The 14,893-nt window shown below is 63.6% G+C and carries 17 protein-coding genes; 16 read left to right on the top strand and 1 reads right to left on the bottom strand.

Annotated features, from left to right (window positions below; all coding sequences use genetic code 11):
* Positions 1 to 12: 12 nt before the first annotated feature.
* The 4 genes from ACWEV3_RS39870 to ACWEV3_RS39855 all read left to right on the top strand — a co-directional run bounded on the left by ACWEV3_RS39870 (position 13) and on the right by ACWEV3_RS39855 (position 2,513).
* Positions 13 to 687 (top strand): type VII secretion system-associated protein, encoded by a 675-nt coding sequence (locus ACWEV3_RS39870; RefSeq protein WP_452618866.1) that lies wholly within the window; start codon positions 13 to 15, stop codon positions 685 to 687.
* 835 nt (positions 688 to 1,522) lie between these two features.
* A complete protein-coding gene (locus ACWEV3_RS39865) occupies positions 1,523 to 1,960 on the top strand; it encodes a DUF2975 domain-containing protein (protein WP_452618865.1) in 438 nt (145 codons plus the stop codon).
* Positions 1,960 to 2,178, top strand: coding sequence for a helix-turn-helix domain-containing protein (locus ACWEV3_RS39860; protein ID WP_452618864.1), 219 nt, complete (start codon positions 1,960 to 1,962; stop codon positions 2,176 to 2,178). The genes ACWEV3_RS39865 and ACWEV3_RS39860 overlap by 1 nt, the downstream gene beginning before the upstream one ends.
* A 128-nt stretch (positions 2,179 to 2,306) precedes the next feature.
* Positions 2,307 to 2,513 (top strand): PLDc N-terminal domain-containing protein, encoded by a 207-nt coding sequence (locus ACWEV3_RS39855; protein WP_452618863.1) that lies wholly within the window; start codon positions 2,307 to 2,309, stop codon positions 2,511 to 2,513.
* A gap of 635 nt (positions 2,514 to 3,148) precedes the next feature.
* Here ACWEV3_RS39855 and ACWEV3_RS39850 read toward each other — a convergent pair.
* A complete protein-coding gene (locus tag ACWEV3_RS39850) occupies positions 3,149 to 3,949 on the bottom strand; it encodes an aldo/keto reductase (protein ID WP_452618871.1) in 801 nt (266 codons plus the stop codon).
* Between the two features lie 241 nt (positions 3,950 to 4,190).
* Here ACWEV3_RS39850 and uppS point away from each other — a divergent pair, with 241 nt between their 5' ends.
* The 12 genes from uppS to ACWEV3_RS39790 all read left to right on the top strand — a co-directional run bounded on the left by uppS (position 4,191) and on the right by ACWEV3_RS39790 (position 14,876).
* Positions 4,191 to 5,141, top strand: a complete 951-nt coding sequence (gene uppS / locus ACWEV3_RS39845) for a polyprenyl diphosphate synthase (protein ID WP_452618862.1) — start codon at positions 4,191 to 4,193, stop codon at positions 5,139 to 5,141.
* Between the two features lie 153 nt (positions 5,142 to 5,294).
* A complete protein-coding gene (locus tag ACWEV3_RS39840) occupies positions 5,295 to 6,176 on the top strand; it encodes a terpene synthase family protein (protein ID WP_452618861.1) in 882 nt (293 codons plus the stop codon).
* Between the two features lie 28 nt (positions 6,177 to 6,204).
* Positions 6,205 to 7,236: a terpene synthase family protein gene (locus tag ACWEV3_RS39835; protein WP_452618860.1), complete on the top strand. Its 1,032-nt coding sequence runs from the start codon at positions 6,205 to 6,207 to the stop codon at positions 7,234 to 7,236.
* Between the two features lie 6 nt (positions 7,237 to 7,242).
* Positions 7,243 to 8,484 (top strand): cytochrome P450, encoded by a 1,242-nt coding sequence (locus tag ACWEV3_RS39830; RefSeq protein ID WP_452618859.1) that lies wholly within the window; start codon positions 7,243 to 7,245, stop codon positions 8,482 to 8,484.
* Between the two features lie 273 nt (positions 8,485 to 8,757).
* Positions 8,758 to 9,024 (top strand): hypothetical protein, encoded by a 267-nt coding sequence (locus ACWEV3_RS39825; protein ID WP_452618873.1) that lies wholly within the window; start codon positions 8,758 to 8,760, stop codon positions 9,022 to 9,024.
* Between the two features lie 754 nt (positions 9,025 to 9,778).
* Positions 9,779 to 11,128: an amino acid permease gene (locus ACWEV3_RS39820; RefSeq protein WP_452618870.1), complete on the top strand. Its 1,350-nt coding sequence runs from the start codon at positions 9,779 to 9,781 to the stop codon at positions 11,126 to 11,128.
* Between the two features lie 468 nt (positions 11,129 to 11,596).
* Complete coding sequence (locus ACWEV3_RS39815) at positions 11,597 to 12,649, top strand: alcohol dehydrogenase catalytic domain-containing protein (RefSeq protein WP_452618858.1); 1,053 nt, start codon at positions 11,597 to 11,599, stop codon at positions 12,647 to 12,649.
* A 110-nt stretch (positions 12,650 to 12,759) separates the two neighbouring features.
* Positions 12,760 to 12,897, top strand: coding sequence for a hypothetical protein (locus ACWEV3_RS39810; protein WP_452618857.1), 138 nt, complete (start codon positions 12,760 to 12,762; stop codon positions 12,895 to 12,897).
* Positions 12,898 to 12,919: 22 nt separating this feature from the next.
* Positions 12,920 to 13,072 carry a hypothetical protein gene (locus tag ACWEV3_RS39805; RefSeq protein WP_452618856.1) on the top strand — a complete coding sequence of 51 codons (153 nt, stop codon included), beginning with the start codon at positions 12,920 to 12,922 and terminating at the stop codon, positions 13,070 to 13,072.
* Between the two features lie 13 nt (positions 13,073 to 13,085).
* The gene (locus ACWEV3_RS39800) at positions 13,086 to 13,295 is read left to right on the top strand and encodes a hypothetical protein (RefSeq protein WP_452618855.1); all 210 of its coding nucleotides are present in this window, start codon (positions 13,086 to 13,088) and stop codon (positions 13,293 to 13,295) included.
* 733 nt (positions 13,296 to 14,028) lie between these two features.
* Positions 14,029 to 14,163, top strand: a complete 135-nt coding sequence (locus tag ACWEV3_RS39795; RefSeq protein ID WP_452618854.1) for a hypothetical protein — start codon at positions 14,029 to 14,031, stop codon at positions 14,161 to 14,163.
* Positions 14,164 to 14,258: 95 nt separating this feature from the next.
* Positions 14,259 to 14,876: a helix-turn-helix transcriptional regulator gene (locus ACWEV3_RS39790; protein ID WP_452618853.1), complete on the top strand. Its 618-nt coding sequence runs from the start codon at positions 14,259 to 14,261 to the stop codon at positions 14,874 to 14,876.
* Positions 14,877 to 14,893: the final 17 nt, after the last annotated feature.

Below are 14,893 nucleotides of genomic sequence, written 5' to 3'. Positions count from 1 at the left end.
TGAGGAAGCATCATGGTTTTCGTAACTGAGACGAGCGAAGAGACCAAGGCCGAAGAGCCGTTGGAGAACTGGCTGTTGTTGATGGACCCGTCGTGGACCTCCTCTTCTGGGAATGAGGCGCCGCCGATCGAGGCTGTGGTGGGGCTGTGGCCGGTGGAGGATGGGTGCAGGCTCGGCAAGTTCCGGCCGAATCCGGAGTACGCGCCGAGCGAGGAGAACTCGCCGTCGGATCCGTTGGACGCGGTGCTGCGGCTGGTGTTGCAGGATCGTGCGGAGGTTGAGCACATCCAGCTGGTGTTGCGGGACTCGCTGTTCGATATCGCGATGAATGGTGATGGGCGTCCGCTGGTCACGAAGTCGCCGGATGAGGTGCCGTGTGTGGTGGTGGCGACCGGTGAGCCGCACCGGCGGCGGGTCAGTTCGCCGGACTGGCGGCGGATCGACCTCGATGAGCTGGTCGTGCTGCTCGCTGACGGGGTGGATGTGTTGTTCAATCCCGCGGGGCCGGCGTCGGTGCGGCTCACCGGGGATTTCATGCGCGAAACGTTGATGCTGGACGACGAGCAGGTGGCCGAGCTGTACGCGAACCACCAGGACGCAGCCGGCCTGCGGGTGGTGCCGTGGACGCCTGAGAATCCCGTGCCCGGTGAGAGCGAGTCCAACGAGGAGCCCGCGTCGGGCGAGTAGGCCTAAACCGCGCGGTGAAGCGGGGCATGTCGCCCGACGATCGTCCATAGAGGACTAAATGGTGCTTGGTCTTTCGTGCTGAGATGTCGGGTCGATTGAGCCAATATGCCGCTGTGTGCCCAACTACGCCCACGGCCACTCGTTCTGGTGGCCGCGTTTGGGAAGCCGCGCAGGTTAGGGGCCGTGGAGGGCGCGGAGGAGGCGCAAGCGGCAGCTTTTTGCGGTGAAAACTGCCGAGTTGAATGTTGGGTGCGACCGACCTGAGCGACACGATGGCCGTGTTCGGCCATTGCTGCTGCGGTACTGGCGGACAGCGGGATTGTTGCAAGTGGAGCCCGCCTGCTCTTGCGGCGTGAGTGCGCGCGCTGCGGGAGTTGGAACGTGGGCGGGCGTCCGCGGTGCAGGAGCGTCCGGCCGAGATGCTCGCCACGGCGCTCGGGTTCACTGGGGGAAGGCCGGTGGGTGCCCAGATGCGTCACGCGCTGACTGTGATGGCGAACCCCGTCCAGGTGTAGTAGATGGCGCCGGAGGTCCTCGTTGTGGACACCGCCGCACAAGGTGCGTCGGATGCGCTCGAATCGGCCAGGTTCTTGTACTGGCGCAGAGATGTCGACGTGGAGGCGGTGGGGGTGGTGTGCAGCCGGCGTGCGGTGTCGACGGTCCGCCGCGCCTGCACGGTGTGTCGGTGTTCGGGCCTTGGCTTCGCCGACGGCCGAGCGCCGAGATCCACATTCTATCTATTGATTTTCGATGGGAAACTATCGATAATCGACGCATGCCTCGTTCTGCTGTCCTCGTTCTCCAGGTCCTCCTCGCTGGAGCGTTCGCTGTCGGGTTGTTCGCCCAGTTCGTCGTGATCCCGGCGACCGCGGCCGGCGAAGTCGCCCTGTTCCCTCCCTACGAATCCGTGCGGGTGCCCCTGGTCACGGCAGCGATCGTCTTCATCGCGTGCTTCCAGGTCGCCCTGGTGACGGTGTGGGCGTTGTTGCACCGGGCGGGCAAGGGGACTGTTTTCGAGCATGGCGCGCTTGCCTGGGCGAATGTGACAATCGGCGCCGTCTTTGCCGCTGCTGTCGTGCTCGCTGGCTTGTTCGTGTACGTGACCTTCGCGGACATCCCCTCTCCGTCGGACGGGATGGAGCTCATCGGCTTGTGGCTGGGCTCTGCGGTGGGCACGCTTGCTGCTATCGGGGTAGTCCTGCTGCTGTTCGTGGGGCGGCACCTGCTGCGCAAGGCGATTGTGCTGCGCAGTGAGATGGACGAGGTCGTCTGATGGCGATCGTTGTTGACCTTGACGTTCAACTCGCCATGCGGAAGATGTCGGTGAGCGAGTTCGTCGAAGCCGTGGGAATCAGCGCGGCGAACGTGGCCGTGCTGAAGAACGGCCGAGCGAAAGCTGTCCGCTTCACCACGCTCGACGCGATCTGCCGAGTGCTCGAATGCCAGCCGGGTGACCTCCTGCGCTGGGTTCCCGACGAGTCCACCGCCTGAAGGCGCGAGAGCGGTTTCATCAACAGCCATGTACGCAATGGATTGTCCGGAAAGGAAGTATCGCGATGATGCCCGCGGCGGCCGCCCATGCTGCTCAAGGATTCGTACCGCTCTGGGGTGGAGCGAGCGTGCTGGTGATCGGAGCGATCGTGTTCTTGTATCTGCTGTTCGTCGTTGGCGCGCTGTTCAGCGTATTCCACAGCGACAAGGGCTTGGGGACGAAGCTCGTGTGGCTGTTGCTCGCCGCCTGCCTGCCGTTCTTCGGTCCGCTGTTGTGGTTCCTGTCGGGGTGGAAGCCGCGGCCCGGCCACCAGGCTGCCGGACCACAGAACTGAGTGTGTCCGTGCGGACTTCCGGCTGCGATGCTGGCGCGGTGCCGCCCATGCGGCATTCGCTAGTCAGTGTTCTCTTGTGGCTGCACTTGGGTTTGTGTTCGAGTAGCTCGCTCCACCCACTCGTCCATCAACGCGTCGGCGGCGCTGCGGTGGCTGCCACGGGGACTTGGTGGGGCGCGAAGCGGAGCTCGGCTGGCTCGGCGAGCTCATCTCCTCGCGGAGCGACATCGTGATCGTCGGCCAGCTCGGCGTCAGCATACGTCATGGCGGCGTTCGCGGTATGTCGGCTGCGCGAGCAGTTTTCCGACGGCAGCATCGCGGTCGACCGGCGTGGTGTGGAGGAGAAACCGCAGCCGTTTTCGGCCGGCTGCTGCGCGCGCTGGGAGTTGCCGCTGAGAAGGATGGGTGGTGACGGCTTGCAGGCCCCGTCACCATCCTCCCGGTCACGACAACCAGTGCGAAGCTGGGGTCGGCTCCACCGCGATAGCCAGTCCCCTGCACGCTCCAGCGCTGACCTGCTGGCATGTGCTGTTATAAGGTGTGATCGATATACCCGCGTGATCCGCTGAGTAGCCGACGTCGGATGTGATGAAACGTCGGGGCGGCCACGGTCTTCCCAGCCCTCGTGCAGCAGTTCAGCGGCGTGTTGTCCGCAACGAGACGTCCATGTTCTCGGATAGGTGATCGAGCGACGTAGTGCCGGGTATCGGCAGCACCACGGGCGACAGGGACAGCAGCCAGGCCAGTGTCCGTTGCGCGGTCGTGAACCGGTGCCCTCCCTCGCCAGGTACGTCCGGCAGTTTCCCCTGATCAAAAGGGGAATACGGCACGAACGCCGTGCCCGTGTCCGTGCAGTAGTCCAACACCTGACGATCTCCGTCGTTGGCGTTGAACCGGTTTTGTACCGCGGCGATCGGCGTCTCGGTCGCGATCCGCTCGATCTCGCTGCGCGTCACCTTGGACAGGCCGATGAACCGGATCTTGCCCTCGTCTCGCATATCGGTCAGGGCTCCGACCTGGTCGACAACCGGGACCTGCGGGTCGATGCGATGCAGGTAGTACAGATCGATCCGGTCGAGGCCCAGTCGACGCAAGCTCATTTCGACGCACTGACGCAGATATTCCGGTCGGCCGACTCGCGCCCACCGGTTCGGTCCCTGCCGGGTCACCCCGCCCTTGGTGGCGATCACGAGGTCGTCGGGGTACGGGTGCAGGGCCTTGCGGATCAGGTGCTCGCTGGTCTCGGGGCCGTAGGCGTCGGCGGTGTCGATGTGGTTGACGCCGAGGTCGACAGCGCGCCGCAGCACCGCCAACGCGGCATCCGTATCCGTCGGGTAGTACCAGTAGCCCGGACCGGTCAGCCCCATGGCGCCGTAGCCGATCCTGCGGACCGGTAGCTCACCGCCTATGGAGAAGGTCTCCGCGCAGGACTCCATTGCCTTCATCGCCTCTCGGGATAGTTGTAGTACGCGCCGGAAATCGGGCGGATATGCCTCGTTGGGCTTCTGAACTGATGCTTACCACTCAAACTTGATCACACTACGCGAGAGGCGTCCTTTGGAGTGCATGAGGGTCTGATTTTAGGTCTGTTCGTACAGGTTTCCGTTTGCAGTGGTGTGAGCCCGGTACTCCCGAACCTACGGTCAGCTCCGGAAGGGACCAGGGGAGGTGTGGCTGATGACTGCAGAAGACGCTAATGGCGTCCCACCAGGTGGCGCAGGGGATCAAGGGACCGGAGTTCGCGGGCCGGGGACGGAGGCTCCGCAGGATTGGGTGTTCAACGCACGTCAGCGGAATGCCTTACGGGCTGCCGCCACTACCGAGATCGACATGCGATCCGTACCGGAATGCGTACCGCTTGATCTTCTACCCCACGTCGTGGGACAAGGCGAGGACGCTTCCACCGCCCTTCGTTCCGTTCACGGTGTATCCGCCTCCCCTTCCCGCCTTCCGCGGCATGTGGCGATCGTGATGGACGGCAATCGCCGCTGGGCGCGCGCAAACGGTAAGTCAGGGGCATATGAAGGGCACCGGGCTGGCTTCGGAAAGATGCCAATGGTGCTGGGCTGGTGCGAGGAGTTCGGCCTTGAGGTTGTGACGCTGTGGATGTTGTCCGACGACAACATCCGGACGCGCTCGCAGCGCGAACTGGTTGATCTCTATGCGATCGACGCGGATGTGGTCGACAGGCTGGTAGCGGCCCGGCGCTGGCGCCTGCGCGTGATCGGCTCGCTGGAGCTGCTGCCGACGAGATTGGCCGACAGGCTGCGTCGTGCGGAGCGGCAGACTGCCGACGTCGAGGGGATGCTGGTCAACCTGGCCATCGCCTACGGGGGGCGCCAGGACGTGGTCGGCGCGGTGCGCGCACTGGTCGCGGACGTGGAGTCCGGGAAGCCCGTCAGCGTCACGGAGGACGTACTGGCCAGTTATCTGTCCACGGCCGGCGTTCCGGATCCCGATCTGGTGATTCGACCGTCCGGGGAGATCCGCACATCCGGGTTCATGATGTGGCAGGCCGCTTACGCGGAGCTGTACTTCTGTGCGCCGCTGTGGCCTGACTTCGCCCGTGCTGATCTGGAAGCCGCCTTGCGCGCCTACAGCAACCGCCACCGGCGGTTCGGAGCTTGAACAGCCGTCCGTTCCACGTCATGGGAGTCGCCCGTGTCCATGTCTCACCGGCTTCGTCCTCGCGTTGCCAGCCGATTCCCCGCCCAGGTCAGCCCGCATCATCCTGAACTGCGATGGCATTCCCAGCAGCGGGGAGAGTGGTTCTACGGTGACGTGCCCGAGCGCGTCCGGAACAAGTTCCGGCGCGAGATGTTCGACAATCTGACCGCTTATACGTATCCCTGGGCCAGCCTGTCCACCCTGGAGATCATCCACGACTTCTACTGGTCCGTCGTCGTCATCGACGACCATCTCGACCGGCCTGGCTTCCGGGGAAATGTGGCGCATACCCGATCGGCGCTGGCCCATTACGCCGACGTGCTCGCCTACCCGGACACGCGCGGCACACCAGTCGTGCCGCAGGATCCCAATGCGCGGCTCGTGGAGACGTGGTGGCACGCTCTGGTGCCCCGTACGAAGCCGGCCTGGCGGCGGCGCTTCGTCGGGCACATGAACGCGTGGTTTGACGCCTGCTGCTGGGAGACGGACCAGCTGGGACACAACCGCCCGTTCGAAGAGGAAGAGTTCTGGGACCACCGGCTTCATCTCTTCGGATCCCGGACCTACATGGACATGCTCCATCTGGACATGCCGCAGGCTATTCCGGAACACATCCACGACAGCCCTCTCTACCAGCGTTACCTGGACACAGCCGTCGAGTGCCTGTGCTACTTCAACGACCTGATCTCCTACCGGGTGGAGGAATCCACCGGCAGCGCTCAGGCCAACCTCATCAGCATCCTGAAGACCCAGTACGGATGCGGCTTGGAAGCCGCTGCTAGCCACGTCGCCGACCTCTACGCCCTGCACACCCAGCAGCTCGTCGATCTGGAACCGCAGATCCAGATCGCCTTTCCCGAACACCGGGAGGCGCTGCACCAGGTTTTCACCCGTGTGGGCATGTGGCAGGCGGGCTTCATCCGATGGCACGAAGAGAGCGGTCGCTACAGCGATCCGAAGGAGGAGGGCATCAGTGTCCCGCAATCCACTTCCTGACGCTCATACCGCAAACCCCGTCGACACCGTGACCGTTCCGCCACTGCTCAGCCCATACCCCTTCCGCATAAACCCGAGCCTGGACGCGCTCGATGACCACAACGTGCGACGCGGCCTGCAGCTGTACCACTCGACGAGCGATCCGGCGTTCCAGAAATACCGGGGCGAGGCGTACACCGAGATGGCCGCCTACTTGTACCCGACCGCCGGGCTGGAAGAGCTGACAGTCGCACACGACATCGGGCTGCTGGTCCTCTGCGCCGACGACTTCTTCGGGCACCCGTCGCTGATCGCCGACCGTGCTCTGATGTCCAAGAGCATCGACCATCTCCGTAGTGTGCTGGCCGACCCCGAGGTCGCGCCCATACCGCCCTCCCAAGGCGCCGTCGCCCAGCTCACGGCCATGGTGTGGCGGGATCTGCTGCCTGTGACCTCGGCAAGCTGGCGGACCCGGTTGGCGGCGCACCTGGAGGAGTGGTTCGACTCCTTCCTCTGGGAGGCCGACAACATGAGGGACGGGATCATGTTGTCCGAGGAGACTTACAAGGAAGGCCGCAGGCGCACAGTCGCACTGGACATCTACCTGGATCTCGTCGACCTGGCCGAGCACATTTCGCTGCCCGAGGACGTGACGAGCAGCCGGATCTATCGTGCGTACCGGGACGCGGTCGCCGAGAGCATGATCGCTATCGGAGACTTGGGCTCTCTCCGCAAGGAGTTGGAGACATCTGACCCGCACAACCTCGTGTTCGTCGTGCAAAACGAGTACCGCATCACGCTGCAACAGGCCGTGGACTACGTCTGGACCCACCTCACATCGCAACTGCGCTGCGCCCAGGAACAGCAGCGGATGATGCTGGAGTTCTTCCCCCAGCACGGCGAGCTCCTGCAACGCAGTTGCGAGGCCACCGGATCGTTCCTGAGCGGCTGCATCCACTGGCACGCGGAGTCGGGCCGCTACTCGGACCTGCGGCCTATCTGCCTCGTCCCCCGTCTGGACCCGCGGGAGGCTGCGGCGTACCCCCACGCCCCCGCCGTAGGCCCGCTCTCCGAGGAGTGAGTTCGCATGGCCGAGATCATCGAAGCCGACCTGGCCAGCTCCGAGTTCAAGCGCGACCCTGAACGGATCCTCGGACCGCTGCGGACCAACCACCCCGTTGCCAGGATCGCCCTGCCCAACGGCGGGACGGCCTGGCTCATCACGCGCTGGGAAGACGTCAACACGATCTTCAAAGACACATGCTTCCGCAAGGACGTGCGCTCTGTTCTCTCCGCCGAGGAGATCGCGCGAACCTTTTCCCCCTTGGAGGTCGAGGACCTGATGCTGCGGCACCTGGCCAAGACCGACCCACCCGAACACACACGCCTGCGTGCCTGCTTCGCTCCGCTCTTCGCGCCCCACCGGGTCGAAGGATGGCGCGAGGACGTCCAAGCCATCGTCAACGACACCATCGCGCAACTCCCGCGGTCCGGATCGGTAGATCTGGTCTCCTCTTTCGCCTCCCGTATCCCTTCCCTCGCTGTGTGCCGTCTCCTTGTCAGGTCCTCGCACTACCAGCCACTCCTGGTCGCGTACGCGAACCGCATCACTGCAAGGGACATTGACGCCCCCGTCACCGACGACGTCAGAGAGTCGCTGGAGGACCTCCTGCTCTTGGTCCAGGAGCTGATCCGGGAAATACGGGCGCACCCCGAGGAAGGGCTCCTCGGCGACTGGCTCTCTACCGAAAACTCCGGAGGCACGCTCACCACGGAGGAGATCTTGCCGATGGTGTCCGTCGTCATCCGCGCCGGCATCGCGGCGACCTCGGGCCTGCTGGCCAACGGCACCCTCCTCCTTCTCCAGCACCCCGACCAGATGGACCTGCTGCGCAAAGAGCCTGAACTGATCGATTCCGCTATCGAAGAGATGGTCCGTTGCCGCCCGCCGAGCGCCTTCGTCACTCCTCGTTGGGTGCATGAAGATCTGAAGATGCACGGGCAGACCCTGCAGCGCGGAGACATGGTGCTGATAGCAGTCACGGCTGCCAACCACGATCCGGCCGCCTTCCCCCACCCCGAACGGTTCGATATCCGCCGCCGCGACAACCACCACTTCGGCTTCGGCAAAGGCATCCACTACTGCCTGGGAGCGTCTCTGGCCAGACTGGAGGCGAGGACGGCCTTCTCCGCTCTTCTCAACGGTTTTCCACGTATGCGACTCGGGTGTTCCCTGGAGCAGGTTCCCTGGTTGCCTGGCATGAAGATCTCCATACCGCAGAGCCTGCCGGTGGAGCTCGACCGGCACGTCGCATGCTCACTCACGTGAGGGCATTGCGGACTGGTGAGCTCGTGTAATGAACTGGCGTGAGTTCGCTGCGTCGGTGGGCTTGCTGGCGACCGTGTGGTCGCCGGGGCGGGGGGATCGGCTCCACGGTCCTCCGGATTGGGCGGCGAGCCGGGGGTGGTGACGTTGTGGTAGCCGACGGCGTCGGTGACCACGGGGACAGGCATTTCCATGACGTGCTAGCGAATCGCGGCGGCTCGGCTGGCGATCGTCGAGATGCCGAGGTCCACGACGAGGGCCGAAAGCGTTTGAGCGATGCCCGCCGTCGGGCAGTTGCCGACCGGTAAGGCCGTGACCGTCCGGGCGGCGGCTGACACCTTTCGTGATTTGCTCGGCAACCCGAACACCGTCCGGACCTATGGGATCGGGGTGGTGGATCACCATGCCGCGTGGCCTGCTTGTCGCCGTGCTGCGAGCCACCGGTCGTCCTATTTTCGCGATCAACCCGATGGCGGTCGCCCGCTACCGGGAGCGGCCGAAGGCTTGCTCGACCGGCGGAGGCTGGTTGAGCTGCGGCTGTGAAGCTGCTCTTTGATCTCGGCGGCGGTCTGGTCGATGTTGCGGCTGCGGCCGGCGCCCGGCTACGCCCCGAGCGACTTGGTGCAGGGGCACGAGATGCGGGGCCGGGCAGATGCTGCGCCATCGGCCCTAAATCCAGCACGCCCGGTCGGCAATGCGTCTTCGATGAGGCAACAGAGCCCTTTCATGGACCGCGTCGTTGTTGATCTCCTTCGTTCGGCCACGGACCGGTGCTCACCTTGATCGCCTCCCCTCGCGTTGGAAAGCGCGCCTTGTCGGGTTTCGATGTCGGTGCATTAGCCGGATAGCGACGTCGACGTTGCGAAAGCAAGTGAGTATTCGCGAGTGTTCGGCACTTACGTGCGCTTTCTGGTTGCTTGAAGTGGCCGAAATCACATTTCAATGCTTCGTTGGCAAACGTTGCGCCGCAGGTGTTCGAGCAGGCTTTTTTTGGAGTAAGGCAGGACGCGTTGTCTCGGCGGGGCAGAAGGGGCTGCCCGGGAATCTCGTTTTCGTGTGGAGATCTTGACCATTCGGGGACTTGGTCCCAGTATTCATCATTGAGTGTCACGAGCGCGATGAGTATGGCGATCTCCCGTGGGGCGCATTGGCGTGTTGTTCGGGAGACGGCAAGCCGAAACGAGAGAACTCTGTGACTAAGCAAATATTGCAGGATCCCAGTCAGCCGGAACCGCGAACACATGTGGATCCAGGGGACAGGGGATACCGCAAGTCCTTGAAACGCCGGCACATCAACATGATCGCGATTGGGGGTGCGATCGGCACCGGCCTCTTTCTCGGTGCGGGCGGGCGGTTGGCGCAGGCTGGTCCGTCACTCGCGATCGCCTACGCCGTCTGCGGGGTGTTCGCGTTCTTCGTCGTGCGCGCGTTGGGAGAGCTTATTCTGCATCGGCCATCCTCCGGGGCGTTCGTGTCCTACGCGCGTGAGTTCATGGGCGAGAAGGGTGCTTTCGTTGCCGGGTGGATGTACTTCGTGAACTGGGCGACCACCGGGATTGCCGACATCACCGCGATCTCGCTGTACGCGCACTACTGGAGTTTTTTCACGCCCGTGCCGCAGTGGGTGCTGGCTTTGGTGGCGCTGGTGGTGGTGCTGTCGCTGAACTTGGTCTCTGTGAAGCTCTTCGGTGAGATGGAGTTCTGGTTCGCGATCATCAAGGTCGGCGCACTGGTCGTCTTCATGGTCATCGGTATCGGTCTGCTCGTTGCGGCGCATCCGATCGGTGGCACGGTGCCAGGACCCCAGCTGATCGCGGACCACGGGGGTGTTCTTCCCAACGGTCTGGTGCCGTTGATCCTCGTGGTCCAGGGGATCATGTTCGCCTATGCCGCCGTTGAACTGGTCGGTGTCGCCGCGGGGGAGACCGACAACCCGGCGAAGATCATGCCGAAGGCGATCAACTCGATCATGTGGCGGATCGGTGTCTTCTACGTCGGCTCGGTGGTGCTGCTGACGATGCTGCTGCCGTGGAATGCGTACCAGAAGGGCGAGAGCCCTTTCGTGACAGTGCTGTCGCAGGTCGGAATCCCGGCCGTCGGTGACGTGATGAACCTCGTGGTGCTGACCGCTGCGATGTCCAGCCTCAACTCGGGGCTTTACTCCACCGGTCGCATCCTGCGTTCCATGGCGGTCGCCGGCTCGGCCCCGAAGTTCACCGGTCTGATGAACGGCAGCCACGTGCCCTACGGGGGGATCTTGCTTACCGGCGCGGTCTGCGTGCTGGGTGTGGGGCTGAACTACGTGGTGCCTACTGATGCGTTCGAGATCGTCTTGAACTTGAGCGCGATCGCGATCATCACCACTTGGAGCATGATCATGCTGTGTCACCTCCTGTTCGTGCGCAAGGCGCGGGCCGGAGCAGTCGCGCGGCCGGCATATCGCTTGCCGGGCTCGCCGGTCACGCAAATCGTCACGATCGCGTTCTTGCTGTCCGTCGCGTGCCTGATGTGGTTTGACGTGCCAGCGGGACGTATGACCCTGCTGTGCGTGCCGGTGCTCGCGATTGCGCTGGTGATCGGCTGGTTCTGCGTCCGCAAGCGAGTCGATACGGCAAAGGCTCTGGAGGGTACCGGCGATCGCCATTAGCCGGGTTCCTGCAGAACGCCGGTGCGCCCTTTGCCGCGCCTAGGGAACATCGGTACGGGACGTGGTCGCGGGCAGCTCGAAGCGGCTCGTGACACGTTCTCGTAAGTCCCGCTGAACGCGCAGAAGATCCACCTGCCAGGTCGGGGCGCAACGATCTTCCGGTCGGGCATGCCGCCGCGTTGATCATGATCGTCGGGTTCCACGATCCGTCGTCGCTCGTTTACGAGTTCGGAACTAAGATTTCGTGGACACTCGTAATTCAGCTGCGGTTGGTGCGGCCGTGGCGAGGACGAGATGGGGCGGGAATGGGCAAAGCGGCGTGGCACTAGGGGCTTAGATTTGATCCCGCGTTTTTTTGTGGGTGTCAGAGACATCTTGAATGGTCCAGAGGTCATTTGGGTAGCTGCTCATGTGGGCGCAGTTTGGAATCCCCCAGGCCAACGATGATGTTTAGGAAGGTGCATGCAGATGCGGGCTGCGATCATCACCGGACGGCAGTTGATCAGCATCGGTGAAGTTCCTGATCCGACACCGCGCTCCGGGCAGGTGATCGTCCGGGTTCAAGCGTGCGGGGTTTGCGACAATGATGTGCGAATCGCCAGCGGCGAATTTCCCTCGGCCTCCTACCCCGTTGTGCCGGGGCACGAGTTCAGCGGCGAGATCGTCGAGTTGGGACCTGCAGTGCAGGGAGACTGGCGAGTTGGGGATCGGGTCGCGGTGGATCCGAACCTGCCCTGCGGGCATTGCGAGGCATGCGGCTCGGGTTCTGCGGTGGAATGCGAGCAGCACCGTGTGATCGGTGAGTCCGTGGACGGCGCGTTCGCTGACTACGTTGCTGTGCCTGCGGCCAGCTGCTACCGGCTGCCGGAGACGATGACTTGGGCGCAGGGGGCGATGATCGAACCGACCGCGCGTGCACTCATGGGTGTGCGCCGGTTCGGCGTGGTCGCCGGCCAGCGATCATTGGTTCTCGGCGCGAATCCGCTGGCAATGCTGGTACTGCAGGTGCTGTGCCTCAGTGGGGTCAAAGTGACCGTCGTCGACCGCGACGTGGATCAGCTGGACCTCGCGGCAACTCTCGGCGCGCACTTGGTCGCCCCAGGCCTCGATGGGGTCAGCGGTGAGAAGTTCGATACGTCGATCGACTGCACCGGCGATCCGGATGTGATCGAGGAGGCATTCGAGGAGGTAGGAGTCGATGGCCGCTTGATCCTTTTTGGTACACCCCACGCGAGCGCGCGGGTCCAGCTGTCGCGAGTCCTGCTACCGAAGTTGAAAGAGGATGACGACAGGGTGAGTCGTTCGATGGCCGGGCTGGACCACTTCGATATGGCGATGCACCTGATCGCATCAGGCTCGATCCGTACCGATCCGTTGTTGACCCACGCCGTACCTCTATCGGGCCTTGACGAAGCAATGACGTTGACTCGCACCCAGGCTGGAGTGAAGGTCCTGGTCTTGCCGCACTTCGGAGTGCGCGAGTCGAAGTGCTACACGCAGGTGGGTAGTGCCGATGTTTAGGCCGCGGTTCCGCATGGCTTCGCTGCTGCTGGCCGCCCTGCGCGGAGTGGGTGGGTGCGGCTGGGGCAGGGGCGCTGGGAGGCAATGATCATGACGGTCGCGCGGAGAACATGGACTTTGCGCTCAAGTTGCGTCGCATTCCCCAGCGGCAGATTAAGGACAAGATCGGGGAGGATGCGGGGGTACTGGGTATCACCAAGTACCTGGATCGTAAACCGAAGGTGCTGTCCGGTGGGCAGGGGCAGTGAGTTGCTATGGGGTGGGGCTATCGTGCGCGCACCCAGCGTGTTCCTGATGGACGAGCCACTGTCCAAACTGGACGCGGAGGTGCGCGTCGAAACCCGGGCGGACATCGTACCGCTGCAACAGCGCCTGAGAACGACGACGAGCTACGTCACGCACGACCGGGTCGAGGTGCGATGACGATGGGGATCGGATGGCAGTGCTCGCCGACGGCGTGCTGCAGCAGTGCGTGACTCCTCGGGGGTTGTACGAGTGCCCGGCGAACTTGTTCGTCGCCGGCTTAATCGGGACCCCCGCGATCAACTTTCTGAATCTGTCGCTGCAGCGCGACGGCGTTGCGATCGGTGAGCTCACTGTCCCGCTGCCAGGGAGATGTTCAGTCATGCTGCGGACAGCACGCTGACCGAGGTGGTCTTCGGAGCGCGTGCGGAGGCGTTGAGGCTGATACGAGCGGCCGAGTACGACTTTGAACTTCACCGTCCGGCTGGTGGAAGAACTCGGCTCGGACGCCTACGTTCACGGCGTCCTAGGCGAATCGGCAGCACATTGTCGTCCGTGGGCCGGCTGGCCGCGCCCCACCGCGCATCGGCGAGGCGATCCGGGTAACAGTGCGCGATGCAGTCGAGATCCACGTGTTCGATCCGGACACTACGCAACACCTCGCCGCATGACTCGGTCCCACCGTCTGGATGGAGTGTGCTCTCGTGTACGTCTTCTCGATCTCGCGTCTACGGCAACGTCGTCTTCGCCGAGGCGGCGCGAGGTTTGCGCTGGAACACGATTGCGCGTGCGTATCCGGAGGCATTGAAATCTTACGCGCTGCCGTGTTGCTGGTTTGGTGGAATTGGTGAGGCGCTGCCCGAATCGCCGTCATAATCTGCCCGGGCGGTCAGGGTTTCCGGGGTAACATTCTGGGTTCGCCGGGCCGACACGCATTTGCGGCGACTTTGAACTGTCTCGAATGGGTGGTACGACGAGGCAAACAGGCTAGACGTTTGGCCAGTTCTGGGCGCCGGAGTTCATATTTCGCCAAGTTTCAGGCATGGTTGTCCCAGGCATGACAGAGGGGGAACGTGTTGAAAACGGCAAAGCAGCCCGAGGATGCTGGGCTCGTGTTGCGGCAACTCGAGACTGAGATGTCGGACGCCCGTGAGTACGTCCTGCGGTGCCGCGCGGCGGGTAACGAACAGGCCGCCCAACTGCACGTCATCTGGATCGATCTCCTGCTCGACGAGTGGAGCCGGTGTCGCCTGGCCGTGCAACGGCGCTGATCAGGCAAAACGACCGTAGAGGTGATGTAGAGAAATCGTGAAGACGGCCTTCCCACACTCAGATCACGACGCACAGAGCGTGTAGGGAGGCCCCGATGAACCCAGTGCGAGTGGCTGTGCAGGCAGACGATGCGATCACCCTGGCGGGTCTGACGAGTTTCCTGGAGACTCAGGCGGAGCTCTGCGTGGTGGCCAAGCCTGCTAAATCCGACGTGATCGTGTTCGCTGCAGACCGCGTCAACGCCCAGGTTTTGGCCGATATGCGACGTTCCGCACAAGAGTGGTCGATGCCCAGAGTGCTGGTTACCAACGTACTCAACCCGGCTGATGCGCTCGATGCGGTCGAATCTCGCGTGGTGGCTGTACTGCCGCGCTCTGCGATTACTGAGACAAGGCTGATCAACAGTGTGATCGCTGCGGCCAAGGGTGATGGCATGAAGCCGCCCGACCTGCTTGGCGAGCTGCTCAAGCAGGTGGAATACCTGCAGCGGGACGTGCCGAGCTCGCAGGGCTTGAACGAATCCGGGTTGACCTCCCGGGAAATCGATGTGCTGAGGTTGGTGGCCGAAGGGCTGGACAGCGCGGAGATCGCGGAGCAGTTGTGCTACTCCGTGCGGACGGTCAAGAACGTCGTCTACGGGGTGACGAGGCGACTAAACCTGCGCAACCGGCAGCACGCGGTGGCCTATGCGATGAGAGTCGGAGCGATCTGATCAGAAGGAGATGGGCG

The sequence above is a fragment of the Saccharopolyspora sp. NPDC003752 genome (genome assembly GCF_053605825.1).
Note: the sequence above shows the minus strand (reverse complement) of the source record. Positions and strands in the feature narration are given on the sequence as shown.

Coding starts and splice junctions, on each gene's coding strand:
- ACWEV3_RS39870 (WP_452618866.1), top strand. CDS start 13: ATGGTTTTCGTAACTGAGACGAGCGAAGAGACCAAGGCCGAAGAGCCG.
- ACWEV3_RS39860 (WP_452618864.1), top strand. CDS start 1,960: ATGGCGATCGTTGTTGACCTTGACGTTCAACTCGCCATGCGGAAGATG.
- ACWEV3_RS39850 (WP_452618871.1), bottom strand. CDS start 3,949: ATGGAGTCCTGCGCGGAGACCTTCTCCATAGGCGGTGAGCTACCGGTC.
- uppS (WP_452618862.1), top strand. CDS start 4,191: ATGACTGCAGAAGACGCTAATGGCGTCCCACCAGGTGGCGCAGGGGAT.
- ACWEV3_RS39830 (WP_452618859.1), top strand. CDS start 7,243: ATGGCCGAGATCATCGAAGCCGACCTGGCCAGCTCCGAGTTCAAGCGC.
- ACWEV3_RS39825 (WP_452618873.1), top strand. CDS start 8,758: ATGCCCGCCGTCGGGCAGTTGCCGACCGGTAAGGCCGTGACCGTCCGG.
- ACWEV3_RS39820 (WP_452618870.1), top strand. CDS start 9,779: ATGATCGCGATTGGGGGTGCGATCGGCACCGGCCTCTTTCTCGGTGCG.
- ACWEV3_RS39815 (WP_452618858.1), top strand. CDS start 11,597: ATGCGGGCTGCGATCATCACCGGACGGCAGTTGATCAGCATCGGTGAA.
- ACWEV3_RS39810 (WP_452618857.1), top strand. CDS start 12,760: ATGGACTTTGCGCTCAAGTTGCGTCGCATTCCCCAGCGGCAGATTAAG.
- ACWEV3_RS39800 (WP_452618855.1), top strand. CDS start 13,086: ATGGCAGTGCTCGCCGACGGCGTGCTGCAGCAGTGCGTGACTCCTCGG.
- ACWEV3_RS39795 (WP_452618854.1), top strand. CDS start 14,029: ATGTCGGACGCCCGTGAGTACGTCCTGCGGTGCCGCGCGGCGGGTAAC.
- ACWEV3_RS39790 (WP_452618853.1), top strand. CDS start 14,259: ATGAACCCAGTGCGAGTGGCTGTGCAGGCAGACGATGCGATCACCCTG.